The following is a 16,032-nucleotide window of genomic DNA, read 5'->3' on the forward strand; positions in this document are numbered from 1 at the left end:
CCGCTCGCTACACCGAAGCCCTTGGAGCCGCAGCATGACCGAGACCCCGCTCGCAGTCCTCGAGCTCGAGAAGGAGGGCTGCCAGACCTGGCAGCTCACGCCCCGCAACATCAGCCGCGTCGACAACGACATCGACAAGCTCGGCGTTTTCGCCAAGGGCTACTGGGCCGCCGGAGACGACGGCCGCCTCGAATGCGTCGGCCTCCGCATCGGCGACCGGCCCGGCCATGTGATCGCGTTCTACGGCGACTGGATCATCCGGCACCCCGACGGCGGGTTCACCGTCCACGCCGCGGCCGAGGAGGCCAGCGCATGAGCGGGCAGCCCGCCGCGGTCGAGTTTCTGTACGAGCTGTGGGATGCCAACTGGGACGACGGCCCCCTCGGCAACTACCGGATCCTCCGCCACCGGATCACGAAGAAGACCGCCCGCCGGATCTACTTCGTGCGGTGCGGCGACCGGCCCGCGTTCGTCGACCGGCAGCGCATGGAAGCCGCCGGGGAGATTTTCTACCGGCCGATCGCGCGGACCTTGTACCTGGCCGAGCCGACGCTTCCCCGCCAGCCGAAGCCGGCGTCACTGCCGGAGCTCAAGGCCGCCATGGCCGACGCCCACCCCGACCGAGGCGGCACCAACTCCGCGTTCATCGCCGCCCGCCAGAGGTACGAGCGCGCCCGAACCCTTCCGTGACCGCCGCCGCCCAGCACTACGCCGACCTCGCCGCCGCCGTCTACCGCACCCACCGAACCCGAAAGGCCACGACATGACCGCCCAGCCCGCCCGCCGCCAGCTCACCGAGCTCGAGCATGACGCCGCCTGGCACGCCATCGAAGGCGCGGCCGGCGAGGAAGGCGCCGATCCCGGCACCGTTCTGACCGCCGTCCTGACCGCGCTCGGCATCGACCCGCCAGAGCTCGACGAGATGGCTGCCAGCCTCCGCCGCGACGGCTTCGGCGACGACGAGATCACCGAGATCCTGCGGCACGACGACGCCCTGTGCGGGCACTGCGGCGTTCCCAAGGTCAGCCACCACCACCCGTGGACCAGCACCGCCGACACCATCGCCAGCGCTCCGCAGCACGCCGCAGTCCCCACCCCATGACACGTCCGGCCGGCTGCGGGATAGGCAGCCGGCCGGACACCCCGATCCTCTCACCGCACCGAAGGAGAACCTGATGGGCATTGACTTCAGCCACGGCGGCGCGCAGTGGGCCTACTCCGGCTTCGCCCTCTTCCGAAAGACCATCGCCAACCACGAAGGCATCGACCTCGGCAAGATGCAGGGCTTCGGCGGCAACCGCCACTGGGACTCCGTGGCCACCCCGCTCCGCCCCCTGCTCGACCACTCCGACTGCGACGGCGAACTGACCCCGGCCGAGTGCCGGGAGGTTGCACCCGCCCTCCGCCGGATCGTTGAGGCGATCTGGGAGAGCGGCGACTACGACCACGGCAGTGGCCTGGCCCTCGCTGACGGCATGGAGCAGGCCGCCGCGAACGATGAGCCGCTGGAGTTCCAGTGACCGCGCCTGCCCGGCAGTTGGCCCGCCGTGAACTCCAGGCCCTCCACCTCGTCGCGGCGGGCACCACCCACGCCGAGGCCGCCCGACAGCTCGTTATGACCCCGAAGGGATTCACGGCGACGGTGAACCGGGCGATGCGCAAGCTCGGCGCCCGCAACGCTCCGCACGCGGTCCTTCTGGCGTGCCGGGCCGGGATCCTCGACGGCCGTCTCCTCGAGCACGGTGACCACAACGGCTACGAGACGCACATCCGGCGCCGGATCCCGCTGTGCGACGACTGCCGCGACGGCGAGAAGGCGTACCGCGACGGACTCAAGGCTGCACGGCAGGCCCAAGAAGCGGCCTGAGGGCCCTTCTCCCGCGATTGCAGCGAAATCCCGACCCGTTTCACACCAGAGCCCCTGAGAGGCGCTCAGAGGCCCGATGTAGCCCCGCCGCCCCGACCCGACACCCGGAGGAACCCATGACCGTCGTGCCACTCAACACCGAGACCGAGGTACGGGCCTTCGTGGCCCTCTGCCTGAAGACCCGCACCGTCAGCAAGCTCGCCAAAGTCATGCCCGACTGGCTGCGCGGCCCCGTCGAATCCCACGCCCCCGACCTCGTCGAACTGCGGGAGACCGCCGAACACGCCGAAGCCCAGGCGACCAAGGCGCGGCGTGACTACACGAAAGCCCTCGGCGCATGGATCAGCAGCGAGGCCGGCCAGTGACCGCCCGCCCCCTCGCCATCGGCACCCGAGTAACCCACGTCAACCAGCAGTGGGCCACCAGCACCGCCACCCCCGACGGGACCGCCGAGATCCTCGAGACCCGCGGCCCATGCAACGACGGCACCTGGGAGTACCGGGTCCGCGCCTGCCGCGACTTCAGCCGGCGGCCCGGATCCGACAACCCGATCGACCGTGAGACGTGGTGGAACTCCCGCGCCACCCGACCCGCGAGCACCCAGCCGTGACCGGCCTCGCGTTGGAGGTCGACGGCTGGCCACCCGAACCCTGCGACATCGCCATCCCGGCACCACCCGTGCGCACCGGCCACGGCAACCCGTGCGCCAACGTGCCCACCGGCGAAGACCGCGACGTCGACACCGTGATCATCAAAGGAGAGCTGCTCTGATGCCCACCCCGCCCACCCTCCGCGACCGGGCCCTCGACGCCGTCAAGCAGGCCATCAACACGCTCGGGATGTGGCTGCCACCCGCCGGCCGGGAAGCCGTTGTCGATGCGGTGCTGGCCACCACCGCCGCCGAAGCCTGCTGCGTCTGCGGCGGGGGGCCCGTCACCTACCGGAACTACCGCGAGCAGCCGTTCTGCCAGCCCTGCGCCGACGGGCAGCCCCGCGTCTGCACCCACTGCGGCGGCGACGGATACGACCCAGAAGACCCCGGCGACTACGACCCGGCCGTCCACCAGCACAACCCCAGCACGCGGCAGCCGTGCCCCGAGTGCATCCAGAAGGGGATCCCGCCGCGGCTGGACATAACGCCACACGCCAACCGCGACACCTGCCTCGACAACCCGCAGCTCACCGCCGCGATCGGCTACCCGGTCCGCTGCCCCCACTGCGAGACCACCGTGCCGCCCACCCACTGGACCAAGCACCTCCAACGGCACCACCCCGACGTTGGCGCCTTCCCCGCCGCCGGCTACTGCCCGCACTGCGGACGCGGCGACGCAGGACCCACCGCCGACGAGTACGAAGCCCTGCGGAAGCGGGCCCGCCAAGACGCCGCAGCCAGCCGCGAATCCGAACGGCAGCTCCAGCAGCAGATCGATCGGCAGGCCAAGGAGATCGACCGGCTCCGGGACGCCCTCGCTGGCCTCCACGAGGGCGAGGAATCCCACCCCGAGGCCGCGAACAGCGGCAGCCCCGCCCAGTGGATCTGGAGCTGGAATCGCGCCGCCCCTGAGCAGCGCCTCGACATGGCTGGCCGCATCCTCGCTGCTTTCGAGACCGCCGATGGCTGCTTCCTGCTCAACCACAAGACGGAGACGCCCCGCCGGAAGTCAGCTGAAGCCACCATCGAGCGCGTTCGAGAGGTCGCCGCCTGGCTACGACTGAACTACCCCGGACTGGACGCCGGGCAACGAGTCCTCGCCGCGCTCGAACCGCCGAAGGAGGTCCCCGATGCCTGACCGCATGGAGGAACCCGGCATCTGCCCCGACTGCGACGGTCTCGTCGTCACCACCTGGAACGACCTCACCCCCTTCATCCGCAGCATCAGCTACGACGGCGGCCCGGCAGTCCACGCCGAAGTCTGGATCGCAGTGGCACCCGAGCCGTGCGACAAGCCGCAACCGCCCACCGCCTGACCCAACCCGTACCGCCCGCACAGGAGTTGCCGTGAACGAGTCCACGAACTGCATCTGCTGCACCCGAGAGCTGTGGGAAGACGAGCTGGGGAGGTTCGCTTGCCGCCCCTGCGAGCGCCGCATCGGCGACCAGCTCGCCGCGATAGCCGGCCCCTACGGCCTGTACGCCCGCCTCTGCCTCCGCATGGAACCCGGCGCCCACACCGGAGGCGAGATCGTGTCCGGCAGCAGCAGCCCATCCATCCCTGCCAACCTGCAGATCCTCGACCTCACCGCGGCCGGCGGGATTGTGGGGACGTTGGAATCCTGGGTGGAGGAGTGGTCCAGCCAAGGACTCGCCACCCGAGGCACTGGCGGACGGCTTCAGCACCGCATCGACCAGGCCGTGGCCACCCTCCGGCTCAACCTGCCGCGGGCCGTCGAGCGGCATCCGGCGCTTGATGAATTCGCTCGGGAAATCGATGGGATTCAGCGGACCGCCAAGGCGCTCGTCGACGGCGGGCGGGAGCCGGTCAAAGCCTCTGCGGTCTGCCTGGGCTGCGGGGGAGGGTTCAAGTTTGGGCTGTTCGACATCGGCGGGACCGACTGCAACCGGTGCGGGCACCACCACACGCGGGCGCAACTGCTACAGCCCGAGCAGGCGAACGCGTCCGCGGCATGAACGAAGCCCCCGGCCTCATCCGAGGTCGGGGGCAGTCGTGTGTCCGGGGTCAGGCCTGAGGCTCCTCGTAGGGCGGGATCGGAATTGTGTAACTCAGCGCGTACCGGTCCGCCGCGATCACGATGTCGCACGTCTCCACCGCCCGGTCCTCGACGTAGTACGTCCGAACGATCTCGATGACCGGCACGCCGGGCGCCATCCTCAACGCCTCACCCTCGTAGGGTCGCGGCGCCCGCGCAGTCACATCCTCCGTGACGTGCGTGATGTGCAGCCCGATCGAATCCATCCGCGGCACCACTCCAGTGATCGGCCCGCTCTCCGGGTGCTCGATCGGCGTGCCACCCGTTAGCGCGAGCGGCTCGTAGGACGTGGACAGCATCATCGGCGTCTCGTCCGCAAGGTACGTGTAGGTCGTGCGGACGACCTGGTCTTCGGGTTCGATACCGAGGCGTTCGGCAATGGCTTGGGTTGCCGTCGTGGTCCGTGTCGTGTGGTCCCACTCGGAGCGTCGGCCTTCGGCCTCTGTGGCGCGCTTCATGGGCGAGGCGACCGGCCGCTTGCCGTAGAGGTCACCCGAGATGCGGCGTTCCGGGGGGCGTTGGTCGCGGACGAAGGTGCCCCTACCTTGCTCCTTCTTGACGAGACCTTCGTTTGAGAGCAGCTCGACGGCGCCGCGGACGACGATCCGGGAGACGCCGTACTCGGCCATGAGGTCGACCTCGGTGGGCAGTCGGTCTCCAGCCCGAAGGGCGCCGTCGAGGATGCGCTGTCTGATGTCGTCGGCGATCTGCTGGTAAGCCGGCTTGCCCTGATACGCCACTTTGCCCCTTCCTTGGCCATTGGTCACAACAAGTGAACCACGGGGCTGACCGGCACATCTACGGCGGATCGCGTGATGACACGCTCACAGCCTTGCACTGGAACGACATTCGTCATAACCTTTAGCCATCGGCAACTTCGACAGAAGCCGCAAGTTCTGCAATGCCCCAGAGCGCGCAAAGGCCCCAGCAGGTTGATCCCGGTGCTACCAACACCAGGCCTGCCAGGGCCAGCGCATCAGAGATTGGGTCTCAGAGATGCAGCACAAGCCTAACGTGCCTGCCCCGCAGAGAGGGCAGGCCACCGATCCCCTGAAGGTCAAGGCCATCGCCGACGTCCTCGACGTCGACAGGGCGACTGTGTACCGCGAGATCAAGTCCGGCCGCCTGACTGCCTACCGCGTCGGCTCCGGACGAGGCACCCTCCGCGTCAACCCGACCGTCTTCGAGCAGTACCTCGCGGACCGCGGCATCCCGGCGATGACGTCGTGAGCGCCGCGATCACCGCATGCGACTGGTGCGGACAGGGCAGCCGCGACCCCATCGAACCGCAGGACGGCGAGTGACCAAGCTCCTCGCCAAGTGGCGGTGTCGTCACTGCGACACCTGGAACGGCCGCAAAGACCAGGGCCGCTGCCACTGCTGCGGCAAGCCCCGCTGAATCCCACCCCCAGCTCGACCACTGGAGGCACAGCCATGCCCGAAACCGACATCACCGAGCGCGTCCGCGTTCTGGAATGGGTGACCGTCTACGCCCACCTCAAGGCCCACATGGAGCAGCGCGGCCCGCTCACGGCAGACCAGCGGCACTCGTTCGCCAACGCCGTGGCTGCTCAGAAGAAGCACGGGATCACCGACGCGGAGATCAGCGCCTACCGCGTCAAGCACAAGGACTACCTGGACCGGCTCGCCGCCCGCCAGGCCTGAACCCCCACCCCGCTTGACCACCGGAAGGACCACCGTCATGTCACACCTCACCCTGATCCAGGCCGAGACCGAGGACGCCTGGTACGAGCACAAGACCCTGCAGCAGCTCACGGCCGAAGCCGCCCAGCTCGTCGCCGTGGTCCAGGTCCACGAATTCCTGCAGACCTCCGCCGACCTCGACCTGCCCTACGCCGCCTGATGGCGTCGTCCATTGGAAAGGAGGAGTGATGGGCCGCATCAAATCGATCAACGCGTTCGCCGTGCTGGAGCGTCTCCTCACCGCCGCCGCTCTCGTGTTGACGGCTGTGACCGTCGGCCCTCTGGCTAGCCAGAAGATCGGTCTGGAAGGGCACGCCGCGATGGCCGCCGGCTGGACCATCGCCCTCGTCTACGACCTTGTGTGGGTCGCCTCGATCCGCTACTCCGGGATGGCGATCCGACAGCGCTCGACAGTCGGCATGATCGTCATGTTCGGCATCTCGCTCGTAGCGCTCGGCGTCTCCGTGGTCGTCCTGCTCAAGCTCGGCCACGCCCAAGCGTTCGCCGGAGTACCCGTTGCCGCCGCCGTGTTCATGGGGGTACGCCTCTTCGTCGACAACGTCCTGGCCGACCAGGAAACGTCCACCCGCATTGCGGACCAGTCCGCTGCCGCCCGCAATGCCCAGGCGCTGGCCGCAGCCGATGCCCGGAACCTGGCCTCGGATGCCTGCATGGACGTGGTCGTCGAGACTGCCGAGCACCTCGCGGAGATGGAGCGGCAGATCGCCCGAGCCAAGGTGCTTACCGATGCTCAGAAGAAGATCAGCAAGGCGCGTTCCAAGGCCGAAGAGACCCTCGCCGAGGCCGACAAGAAGTACGGCGTGAAGGCCTCCGCGTTCACGTCCAGGGAGCTGCTGACCATCGGGCCACGCCCCGTGGCCACGGGAGCTGGCCACACCCCGCCTGAGCAGGGTGGCCACACGCTGGCCACGCAGGTCATCCCGGAAATTGAGGCCGCGGCCACGGAGCCCGTCACTCAGGATGAATCGGACACCGAGCCGGACCTGGAACAGGTCCCTGTCGAGGACCCCATGACCCTCGAAGAGCTCGCCCAGGCCGCAGGGGTCGATAAGCCCGAGCCCAACGAGTACCTCACCGACGAACGGCTCAAGGTCGTCATCCGGTGGCTCCGCTTCACGATGGAGCCGCCCCGCTCCTACCGGCAGGCGTATGCCGCCTTCAAGGAGGAGGGCTTCCAGGCCCGCGAGAAGCGTGTCCGCCTCGCCTGGGACGAGATCAAGGCCCATGAAGGCGAAGTCGTACCCGCCTGACCCGCGCCCCGGCACAGCCGGCAAGGCCCAGCGGCGCCAGCCCCTGGACCCTGCCGAGACTGCCGGAAGCAGTCGGAACCACAAACCCGCAGGCCAGCCGAGGAGTGACCCGGGGAGCGGAACGCTCGCAGACCCGGCAAGCAGACCCGGCAGGCCCTGCCCTCCAGTCGAAGGGATGAGGTCATGAGCTCGAACTACTGGACCAAAGAGATCAAGCGCGCAGACGCCGCGTCCCCCAAGGCCGGGGCGACCCGACGAATGGACCGCCTCCGCAGCACTCTTCAGCAGGTCGATCCGGTGATCGCCAACCGGGCCTGGCAGGAAGCGGCGGACGCTCTCCAGCGCATCACCGAACGCTACACACGGTAATCATTCACTCGTTCATTCACCTGGGTAGAGATGAACCGGCGGATCTGCTACGCGCGCACGTGCGCGCACAGCCCAGCCGTTCACCCCTCCCCGTCGCAGTACGTGAGGGGAAGTGATGGAAGTACTGATCGCCGCCTGCCTCTTGGCGTGGGCCGCAGGAGCGCAGAGCGAACAGGCGAAGCTGGGCCTGAGCCCGGCCGAGCGTGATCTGAGGCGGGAGCATGTCCGCCACGAGAGGGCTGTCCGGAAGATCGCCGACAAGCACGGCAGCACGCCGGCGGACAGCGGTGTCGAGCCGCTCACGATTCCCGAGTCCTTTCGGTCCGGGTATCGCGGCCACACTCCGCTGGAGCGGGTCGCCACCCCGGCTGGCAGGCATCTCGGGAACTGGACCGCCAAGGGCGTGTACTGGGCCCGCGACACCGGCCGCTCGGCCCTCAAGGAGTACCGCGAGCGCCGCAAGGCCGAGGGCGAGCCGGACCCGGCCCCGATCATCGAGCCGCCGTTCATGCCGCCCATGCCCACGGAACCGCCCACTGCGGGCGTCCCCAGCGGAGTGGTCATGGCCAAGCCCGAAGCCCCGGCCGCACCGGCGGCAGAGGGTCCGGCACCCGCCCCTCTCGTCGAGGCCCCCGCAACGGCGGCTACTCCGCCCGCCGCTGCGCCCGCACCCGCTGGCGCCGCCCTCGTGCCGGGGCCCCGGGAGCCGGAAGCGCCCACCGCACCCACAGAAGCCTCCGAGCCCATAGCCCCAGCCCAGCCCCACGAGAACGGAGTCGGCCGCATGGCAGCAGAGATCACCTACGAGTCGGTACTGGACGAGAGCGGCGAACTCTCCGCCATGTGCGAAGACGACCTCCTGGCCTACGACCGGATCAGGGACCGCTGCGAACGCGAGATCGGCCGAGCCGACGAGCTCGTCGCACAACTGCGCAGCCCCGGCATGCGGGACTGGATCAGCCGATGCGCCGAGCAGTACCGGGTGATCCTCGCCCAGCTCGACGACCTCAAGTCCAACACGATCGCCCAGAGCGAAGCCGTGACGAAGGCCAAGGCCTCCCTCGAGTCCGGCCAGGGCTTCTACGCCAGCATCGCCGCCGACATGGAAACGGTCGAGGACCGCGAGTTCTACACCTCCGACCGGGTCGACAGCGAAGACGTCAACGCCGAGTCCGAGATCTACGAAACCCAGGGAGCCTGACCATGAGCGCCACCTACGCCGGCGTCCTAGCCCGAGCCGCCGCCTACGGAGTCCGCGCAGCCCGAACCCGCGAAGCCGTCAGCCGGCTGCAGACCCGCTTCGGCGACCGGGCTGACTCCGCCCGCTACCTCTCCGAGGGCATGACCCTCCTCGTGGTCGATGCGCCGACCACGACCGCCTACATGGAGGTCGCGAGCCTCTCCGCCGCCATGGCCGACAACGTAGGCGGGATCGTCTCCGCCGCCGACGTCCTCTCCGTCGCGGCGCAGGGACTCGACGACGAGACCCGAGGCCAGCACAGCCGCATGGCCGACGGAAACCGCAGCCACGACGTGGAGATGGCTGAACCGGTCTTCATCCAGCGCCGCTGACCTGACATCACGAGGGCGGGCCACGCCCATGGCCCGCCCTCCACCACCGCAGACCCGGAGAGACCCGATGGCAACCGCGACCGTACCCAAAGCCACCACCGAAGAAGCCCCCGCCAAGCCCACCCGGCTCCGCGCCGCCCTCGACACCCCCGGCCTGTACGCCGGAGCGGCCCTCGGGACCGCGTCTGCGCTACTGGCCGGCGACCCGCTCCTCTATTCCACCGTCGGCGCCGCTGGCGTCACCGCGGGCTGGGCCTACCTCGGCATGCACCCGGGACCTTGGCGCTGGCTGCCCGGTCAGGGCGAGCCGTGGGAGTGGATGTGCCGCTCGAGCCGTCGCGGCTACCGACGCACCCTGCGCCGCATGCGACGTCGCCTCGCCGCCCCTGCCAATGTTCCAGTCGTCTGGCCTGTGGACCGGCAGGTCATCGCCTGGCACACGCATCCGCAGCGTCCCGCCCTCGTCCGTGAAGTCACCGCCGACGCCCGTCGTGCCCGCTGTGACGCATTCCGCCAGGCCTGGACACGGGTCCTGCCTTCCTGGAAGTCCGGCTGGTGGCGCCGCTACAGCCCGATAGAGATGGCCCTGCGCGCTGGACCACTCACCGCCATTCCCATCACCGGCCACCTCGACATGCCCTGGTGGGCACACCTCCTCATCGGCTCCATTGCCGCGACCTGGGGAAAGTGGGTGTGGCGTAAGCCCACCCCGGCCCAGGCCCCCGCAGAGCAGCAGCTCGCCGGGGAAGACTGGTACCTCGCCCGCTGGGCAGAGTGGATCGCCTGCGACCAAGGACCGCTGCCCGGATCGAAGCTGGTCAGCGTCGAGCTGAACGCGGACCGACTTACCGCGGTCATCGTTTCCACCACGGCCAGGCCCGCCGCCGGACTGGACCAGGACTCCGTGTCGATCGCGTTCGACGTCCCCCCGCGAGCCGTCAACATCCACCGGCCCGACGACATGGCCGCCTCCCGAGCCAAGCTCTCCGTCCGGCTTCGAGCCGTGACGTCGGGGCTTGACGAGAACGACCTTCCCGCAGTGTGGCGGGAGTTCAGCCCCTACCCGCAGAGCGAGCTGTACGACGCGGAAACCACCCGGTTCGGCCGCAAGTTCAAGATCCTCCTCCCCAGGCGGGGCACCGACGTCGGGCAGGTGACCGCCCGCGCCGTCGCCCAAGCCCTCGACATGCAAGGCTCCGCTGCCGAGGCACGACTGCACCTGCGCGTCATCGACGCCCGACGTGTCGAGGTCAATGACATGGCAGTCAACCCGCTCGCCGGCGGCGTGAAGCTCGACCTGGACGCCCTGATCATGGACGACCAGGGATACATCACCATCGGCCGCGACCTCTACGACAACCCCGCCAGGTGGCGGCTGCTCAAGTTCGACGCCAAACGCCGAGGCCTGTCCGGCCGACCCTCCGCATCCGCCAATCACTCCTTCGGATCCGGAACCACCGGCGCTGGCAAGACCAGCCTTGAGGAAGACCTGCAGGTCGCCCAGCGCGCTAACGGGTTCGTCTCCTGGCTCGCCGACGGCAAGGGCGGCGCCGGATACGCCCCGTGGATGAACGACATCGACTGGATCCTCAAGAGCCCCTACGGAGCCATGGTCATGGCGCAAGCCGGCACCGCCGTCTCCGAGTTCCGCTACGCCGAGCAGATGAAGATGCAGTGGCTCGACGAGGAGGGCTACACCGAGAACGGCCGGTCCTTCTTCGTGCCCTTCGAACCCTTCGCCCCCATGTCGCTGACGTGGGACGAGTTCAACGAAATGATCCTCAAGGATCCGCAAGCCGACCACGTCAAGCCCCTGCTTAGCGGCGTCTCCAGCATCGGCCGCCTCTCCCGCGCGGCAGGCGTATCAGCCCGCATCTGGCTGCAGATCCCCAACCTCGACGCCATCGGATCGAACGCCTCCGCAAACGCCGTCCGCGACATGCTCCAGTCCGGGAACATCGCCCTCTTCCGCACCGCCCGCGCCGATGTCGACGCCATGTCCCTCGGCTCCCGCAAACCGCAGTTCAAGCTCGCCCCGCTCCCCGAGCGCTTCCCGGACGGATCCGAAACCGGCGGCCTGTTCTACATGGCCGACGGCACGGCCCAGTACACGCAGTCGCGCGTTGCCTTCCACAGCAACCCCGCCCGCCTCAGCCGGCAGTACCCGCTGACATCCGTGACCGACCGCGAGGCAGAGATCGCCGGCCCCGCCTACCTGCGTCGCGCCGAGTACCGCCACCTTGACGCCGACGGCGAAGACGCCTTCCTCCGCGAGCTCGCCAAAGAAGAACACGCCAAGAGGCCCAAGAACACCACCGTCATCGACACCCGCCCCGCACCCGCCGTCGAAGACGACGACCTCGACGACCTCGTCCCGCCCACCCGATCGCAACTCGTCTGGGATGCCGTCGACAGCGGTGCCCGGCGCAACAAGGCCATCGCCGACGTCACGGGCCTCAAGCCGACCAACGTTGCCAACGCCACCGCCCGCCTCGAACGCCTGGACAAGCTCCGCAAGATCGACCGCGACTGGCACACCGCCGAACTCCTCGACGCCTAACCCAAACGAATCGGAGCCCGCCATGACCATCACCCTCTCCGCCCTCTTCCTCCTCGCCGCCATCGGCCTCGGCGTCTGGTTCAAGAAGGACTCCTCGTTCCGCAAGCGCGAGTTCTTCGCCGTCTCCGTGTTCTGGATCCTCCTCGTCGGCACTCCGTGGGGAGCCGAAGGCGTCGCCAAGGTCCAGGAGATCATCGGCACCGGCGTGCAGACCGCCAGCCAGACCGTCAACTCCGTCTCCAGCAAGTAGGGCCGGCCATGACCACCGACGCCGAGCGCCTCATCGCCGCCGTAAACGAGGCCATGGAGCCCCCGACTACCTACCGCGACCCCAGCCCGAACCCCACCATCGGAACCACGCCGCCCGTACCACAGCCCGGTCGGCCGCCGATGAGCCAGAAGGCGACCGACGCCAGCATGCTCATGCTCGCCGCCGGCGCCGCCTCCCTCCCGATCGGCGGGGCCACGTCGCTGGTGCTTTACACGCTCGGCCACGTCGACCCCGTCGCCCTGGCCATCGGAGCAGCCGGGCCCGTCGCCCTGGTCCTGGCCGTCGGCTCACTGGTCCGGTCGGCTGGCCGCGGGCTGCAGGGCATCAAGGTGGAGCACAACCACTACAGCGGGGCCGTCCATCAGGAACGCCGTACTGCCATTACGGAGACCCGCGGACTGTTCGCCAAAACGATCAACAAGCAGTAGACCTACCGCTCGACCAGGCCCTCGCCGCCCGCGGGGGCCTCCGGCGTGGGTACGGCCCGCGCGACCCAGCGGGTACCGCCCACCTGCGCCGGCCGGAGCGTCACCGTGACGTCGACGCCGTGCTGGCGGAGCAGGGCGAGCAGGGCGAGAGCCTCCGCGCACTCCTCGGCCGTGTCAGCTGCGATGCCGAAGGAGACGCCCATGGGGGCATCATGCCGCGCCTTGAGCTCCGAGGGGGCGGCGCTGGGAGAGGTCCACCGGATCGAGGTTTCGCCACGTGGCCCGAACCATCCCTTTGTCAGTGCAGGTTGACGTGCGACCTGGGCGAACGTATCGTCGGTCTCACTGGACACGTGTGACTCTGAGGCCCGCCCATTCGGCGGGCCTTTGTCGTACCCGGAGGTGGGCATGGCATCCGGAATCGCCCTCGTCGATGAGGAAGCCGCCGCCTGCTGGACAGGCCGACCTGGCGTCACCATCCGCCGCTGGGCCCACGAGGGCCGCATCCAACGGTACGGCTCCGGCCGCGGCCGAGTCCGCTACAACGTCTTCGAGCTGCCTCGGAAGACCGTCGACGACTGGACGGGCGAGGTCACCGTTGGTGAAGCGCCGCCACTGCCCACCGCCGCGCGAGCCGCCTAACCCCGCGACGGGTACGCCGCCGGCAGCCGCAGTAGGCGGCCGACGCTGGCCAGCACCGGTTCGAATCCGGAACGGCGGCGCTACCTGAACACCCGATCTGCCTGACGAGGAGGTGCCCCATGGCCTTCCCTCCCGGCACCCCCACGGTCACGCTGGCCGGCACGATTCCGTCCGCCGTCGCGGGCACCGCCTTCAAGGGCAAGCTCGTCTGCAAGCCGTCCGCCTACCTCGTGGATGCCGGCCGCAACGCCGTCTACCCGGGCGGCGGTGAAGTCGCCTTCGACGCCGACGGCAAGTTCTCCGTAGTCCTCCTGCCCTGCGACGCCGCTGGCATCGAGCCGGCGGGCTGGCGGTGGTTCCTCGACCTGCAGCCCACCCGCGGCCAGCGCGTCCAGTTCTACGCCAACATCGTCGGCAGCGGCACGGTCCAGTACTCCGACCTGACTCCTGTGCCCGCCCCTGGTGGCGGCTCCGGTAGTGGTGGAGTTGGACCTACGGGCCCCGAAGGCCCTCCCGGCCCCACTGGCGACACTGGCGCGACGGGCCCCCAGGGGCCGGCCGGACCGCAAGGCCCCGCCGGAGCTGACGGCGACAACGCTGATGCCGAGGCCTACACCGACGCAGCCATCGCCGACGAAGTCACCCGGGCCAACACGGCCTACGAGACTCCGGCAGGCTCCACCGCGAAGGTGGCCGCACACGACGCCGACACGACCGCCGTTCACGGCATCCCCAACACTGCACTGCTGGAGACGGCCACCGCCGCACAGGCCAAGGCCGATGCCGCCCAGGCCGCAGCCACCAGCGCCGCGGCCACCGACGCCACAACGAAGGTCTCCACCCACGCTGGCGCGTCCGACCCCCACGGCGACCGCGTGGACGCTGCCACCAAGTACCTGGCGAAGACCGCGAACCTGTCCGACGTTGCCAGCCCCGCAACTGCCCGGACCAGCCTTGGACTCGGTGGCGCCGCGACGCTCTCAGTCGGCACCACCGCGGGCACAGTCGCAGCAGGGGATGACGCCCGGTTCACCGCGGCGGCCCCGTGGGTGTTCGACATCAGCGCCTACGGAGCGGTCGGCGACGTGCGGGTGGCGACCGACGGGGCGATGACCTCCGCGAGCGCCGTACTCACCTGCGCGAGCGGCCCGTTCACCGTGGCTTCGTCCCCGGTGGGCAAGTCCGTGATCGTCAAGGGCGCTGCGGCCACGGGTGTCACGAGCCTGGTGACGACCATCCTCAGCCGCCAGAGCGACACGCAGGTCACCCTCTCGACTAACGCGGCGACCACGGTCACGGGCGCACAGGTCGTCTGGGGCACCGACAACACCACCGCTATCCAGGCCGCTGTCGACGCTGCCGAGGCCTACCTCACGGCCGGCGCGACCTATGCGCAGGTCTACACCCCGCCGAAGCCGTACATGATCGCCGGGCCGCTCAACAACACCAAGAGCGGCAACGGCCAGATCGTCTTCGGCGTCTACCCGGTGGCCGCCGGCAAGAAGGTGCTGGAGTTCCGGGGTGAGACCGACGGCGCTGCCGCGGTCCGGCACTGGCAACAGACTGTGCCGCAACTCGCCGGTAGCTGCTGGGTGTCAGCTGGGGTCTTTGCTTCGACGGCCGCGCAGATCACTAACCTGAACGCCGACGGCAACCCGGGCGTGCTGTCGGGGCCACAGGAGGGTTGGGGCTACGGTGCCGCGGCCCTGTACAGCAACATCATGCCGGTGCTCAGGAACATGGCCATCCTGACGACCCACAGCGCATACGGGCTGACCTACGGCGCCGCGACCTTCTGGGGTTGCGCCAACGCGCACATCGAGAACTTCGGGTGCGGCACGCTCGGCACGGTGGCCTCCCCTTCAACGGACTACACCTCACCAGGCGTCTTCGGCACTGGGCTCAGCGTCGGTCTGTTGATGCCAGCGCCTGGCAATAACGACAACGTGATCGGTAAGAACATCAGTGTGGGCGGCGGCTACACCTACGCCATGTTCATCACCGAGCACGCCGTCGTCGACCGCTACATGGCCCTGTACTGCTGGGCCGGGCTCGTTGCGGTCGGTACCTACGCCGGGTCGGTCGGCTCAGTCCACGCGATGAAGGTGCTGAGCGCCTCGATAGAAGCGTGCACGAACGAGCTGCACATCATGGGCGCAGGGTCGGCTGGCATCGGCCCGATCATCGACATCGACCAGCTATCCACCGAGTCCGGCGCTCCGAACATCTCCGCGAGCAGCGCGGGCGCCATCGCCGCAGCCCGCGGCATCGTCCGCCTCACCGGCCTATTCACCGAGTCCGGTGTCTCCGTCGCCAACCCGTGCGGCATCAAAATCATCAACGGGCAGGCGCCATTCCCTGTCCGCTCGATCTCGGCCGACACGACGGTCCGCGTCATCGACGAGGTTCTACTCGTCAACGCGACCGCGGGCGCCCGGGTGATCACGCTGATCTCGGCTGTGGCCACCCCGAACAGCTACACGATCAAGAAGACGGACTCGTCCGGCAACACCGTCACAGTCGCCTGCACTGGGGGGCAGACCATCGACGGGGCTACAACCAAAGTCCTGTCCGCCCAATGGGAGACGGTCACCGTCATCCCCGACGGCACCAACTGGCTCACCGTCTGATCCACCTCT

Annotated in this window: 25 protein-coding genes; 23 read left to right on the plus strand and 2 right to left on the minus strand. The window is 69.1% G+C overall.

Annotation, left to right across the window (positions count from 1 at the left end):
* Positions 1 to 34: 34 nt before the first annotated feature.
* From OHA37_RS26855 to OHA37_RS26905, 11 genes are all read left to right on the plus strand, one after another.
* Positions 35 to 316 carry a hypothetical protein gene (locus OHA37_RS26855; protein ID WP_266909126.1) on the plus strand — a complete coding sequence of 94 codons (282 nt, stop codon included), beginning with the start codon at positions 35 to 37 and terminating at the stop codon, positions 314 to 316.
* Positions 313 to 690, plus strand: coding sequence for a hypothetical protein (locus tag OHA37_RS26860; protein WP_266909127.1), 378 nt, complete (start codon positions 313 to 315; stop codon positions 688 to 690). Before OHA37_RS26855 ends, OHA37_RS26860 begins: the two co-directional genes overlap by 4 nt.
* Before the next feature lie 73 nt (positions 691 to 763).
* A complete protein-coding gene (locus OHA37_RS26865; protein ID WP_266909128.1) occupies positions 764 to 1,102 on the plus strand; it encodes a hypothetical protein in 339 nt (112 codons plus the stop codon).
* 73 nt (positions 1,103 to 1,175) lie between these two features.
* Positions 1,176 to 1,520: a hypothetical protein gene (locus tag OHA37_RS26870; protein WP_266909129.1), complete on the plus strand. Its 345-nt coding sequence runs from the start codon at positions 1,176 to 1,178 to the stop codon at positions 1,518 to 1,520.
* A complete protein-coding gene (locus tag OHA37_RS26875) occupies positions 1,517 to 1,867 on the plus strand; it encodes a LuxR C-terminal-related transcriptional regulator (protein WP_266909130.1) in 351 nt (116 codons plus the stop codon). The genes OHA37_RS26870 and OHA37_RS26875 overlap by 4 nt, the downstream gene beginning before the upstream one ends.
* 116 nt (positions 1,868 to 1,983) lie before the next feature.
* Positions 1,984 to 2,232, plus strand: a complete 249-nt coding sequence (locus OHA37_RS26880) for a hypothetical protein (protein WP_266909131.1) — start codon at positions 1,984 to 1,986, stop codon at positions 2,230 to 2,232.
* Entirely contained in the window at positions 2,205 to 2,477 is a 273-nt protein-coding gene (locus tag OHA37_RS26885) for a hypothetical protein (protein ID WP_266909132.1), read from the plus strand. The genes OHA37_RS26880 and OHA37_RS26885 overlap by 28 nt, the downstream gene beginning before the upstream one ends.
* Complete coding sequence (locus OHA37_RS26890) at positions 2,474 to 2,638, plus strand: hypothetical protein (RefSeq protein WP_266909133.1); 165 nt, start codon at positions 2,474 to 2,476, stop codon at positions 2,636 to 2,638. Before OHA37_RS26885 ends, OHA37_RS26890 begins: the two co-directional genes overlap by 4 nt.
* Positions 2,638 to 3,657, plus strand: a complete 1,020-nt coding sequence (locus tag OHA37_RS26895; RefSeq protein ID WP_266909134.1) for a hypothetical protein — start codon at positions 2,638 to 2,640, stop codon at positions 3,655 to 3,657. The genes OHA37_RS26890 and OHA37_RS26895 overlap by 1 nt, the downstream gene beginning before the upstream one ends.
* A complete protein-coding gene (locus OHA37_RS26900; protein ID WP_266909135.1) occupies positions 3,650 to 3,835 on the plus strand; it encodes a hypothetical protein in 186 nt (61 codons plus the stop codon). The genes OHA37_RS26895 and OHA37_RS26900 overlap by 8 nt, the downstream gene beginning before the upstream one ends.
* Positions 3,836 to 3,866: 31 nt before the next feature.
* The gene (locus OHA37_RS26905) at positions 3,867 to 4,496 is read left to right on the plus strand and encodes a hypothetical protein (protein WP_266909136.1); all 630 of its coding nucleotides are present in this window, start codon (positions 3,867 to 3,869) and stop codon (positions 4,494 to 4,496) included.
* Positions 4,497 to 4,545: 49 nt separating this feature from the next.
* Here OHA37_RS26905 and OHA37_RS26910 read toward each other — a convergent pair whose 3' ends face one another.
* A complete protein-coding gene (locus OHA37_RS26910) occupies positions 4,546 to 5,316 on the minus strand; it encodes a GntR family transcriptional regulator (RefSeq protein ID WP_266909137.1) in 771 nt (256 codons plus the stop codon).
* A gap of 256 nt (positions 5,317 to 5,572) precedes the next feature.
* Here OHA37_RS26910 and OHA37_RS26915 point away from each other — a divergent pair, with 256 nt between their 5' ends.
* The 10 genes from OHA37_RS26915 (at position 5,573) to OHA37_RS26960 (ending at position 12,751) form a co-directional block, all read left to right on the plus strand.
* The gene (locus OHA37_RS26915; RefSeq protein ID WP_266909138.1) at positions 5,573 to 5,806 is read left to right on the plus strand and encodes a helix-turn-helix domain-containing protein; all 234 of its coding nucleotides are present in this window, start codon (positions 5,573 to 5,575) and stop codon (positions 5,804 to 5,806) included.
* A 204-nt stretch (positions 5,807 to 6,010) separates the two neighbouring features.
* Positions 6,011 to 6,241, plus strand: coding sequence for a hypothetical protein (locus tag OHA37_RS26920; protein ID WP_266909139.1), 231 nt, complete (start codon positions 6,011 to 6,013; stop codon positions 6,239 to 6,241).
* A 37-nt stretch (positions 6,242 to 6,278) separates the two neighbouring features.
* The gene (locus OHA37_RS26925; protein WP_266909140.1) at positions 6,279 to 6,440 is read left to right on the plus strand and encodes a hypothetical protein; all 162 of its coding nucleotides are present in this window, start codon (positions 6,279 to 6,281) and stop codon (positions 6,438 to 6,440) included.
* 25 nt (positions 6,441 to 6,465) lie between these two features.
* On the plus strand, positions 6,466 to 7,551 hold the full coding sequence (locus OHA37_RS26930; RefSeq protein WP_266909141.1) for a hypothetical protein: 1,086 nt from the start codon (positions 6,466 to 6,468) through the stop codon (positions 7,549 to 7,551).
* Between the two features lie 183 nt (positions 7,552 to 7,734).
* On the plus strand, positions 7,735 to 7,920 hold the full coding sequence (locus OHA37_RS26935) for a hypothetical protein (RefSeq protein ID WP_266909142.1): 186 nt from the start codon (positions 7,735 to 7,737) through the stop codon (positions 7,918 to 7,920).
* Between the two features lie 115 nt (positions 7,921 to 8,035).
* The gene (locus tag OHA37_RS26940) at positions 8,036 to 9,121 is read left to right on the plus strand and encodes a hypothetical protein (protein WP_266909143.1); all 1,086 of its coding nucleotides are present in this window, start codon (positions 8,036 to 8,038) and stop codon (positions 9,119 to 9,121) included.
* A 2-nt stretch (positions 9,122 to 9,123) separates the two neighbouring features.
* Positions 9,124 to 9,492 carry a hypothetical protein gene (locus OHA37_RS26945; protein ID WP_266909144.1) on the plus strand — a complete coding sequence of 123 codons (369 nt, stop codon included), beginning with the start codon at positions 9,124 to 9,126 and terminating at the stop codon, positions 9,490 to 9,492.
* Positions 9,493 to 9,559: 67 nt separating this feature from the next.
* On the plus strand, positions 9,560 to 12,052 hold the full coding sequence (locus OHA37_RS26950; protein WP_266909145.1) for a hypothetical protein: 2,493 nt from the start codon (positions 9,560 to 9,562) through the stop codon (positions 12,050 to 12,052).
* Positions 12,053 to 12,074: 22 nt separating this feature from the next.
* Positions 12,075 to 12,302 carry a hypothetical protein gene (locus OHA37_RS26955; protein WP_266909146.1) on the plus strand — a complete coding sequence of 76 codons (228 nt, stop codon included), beginning with the start codon at positions 12,075 to 12,077 and terminating at the stop codon, positions 12,300 to 12,302.
* Positions 12,303 to 12,310: 8 nt separating this feature from the next.
* Positions 12,311 to 12,751, plus strand: coding sequence for a hypothetical protein (locus OHA37_RS26960; protein ID WP_266909147.1), 441 nt, complete (start codon positions 12,311 to 12,313; stop codon positions 12,749 to 12,751).
* Between the two features lie 2 nt (positions 12,752 to 12,753).
* On the opposite strand, the gene OHA37_RS26965 is transcribed toward OHA37_RS26960, so the two are convergent.
* Positions 12,754 to 12,954: a hypothetical protein gene (locus OHA37_RS26965; protein WP_266909148.1), complete on the minus strand. Its 201-nt coding sequence runs from the start codon at positions 12,952 to 12,954 to the stop codon at positions 12,754 to 12,756.
* 205 nt (positions 12,955 to 13,159) lie between these two features.
* Here OHA37_RS26965 and OHA37_RS26970 point away from each other — a divergent pair, with 205 nt between their 5' ends.
* Both OHA37_RS26970 and OHA37_RS26975 read left to right on the plus strand, forming a co-directional pair.
* Complete coding sequence (locus OHA37_RS26970; RefSeq protein WP_266909149.1) at positions 13,160 to 13,393, plus strand: DNA-binding protein; 234 nt, start codon at positions 13,160 to 13,162, stop codon at positions 13,391 to 13,393.
* Positions 13,394 to 13,512: 119 nt separating this feature from the next.
* Entirely contained in the window at positions 13,513 to 16,023 is a 2,511-nt protein-coding gene (locus OHA37_RS26975) for a hypothetical protein (protein ID WP_266909150.1), read from the plus strand.
* Positions 16,024 to 16,032 lie beyond the last annotated feature (9 nt).

The organism is Streptomyces sp. NBC_00335 (assembly GCF_036127095.1).
Taxonomy (GTDB): Bacteria; Actinomycetota; Actinomycetes; order Streptomycetales; family Streptomycetaceae; genus Streptomyces.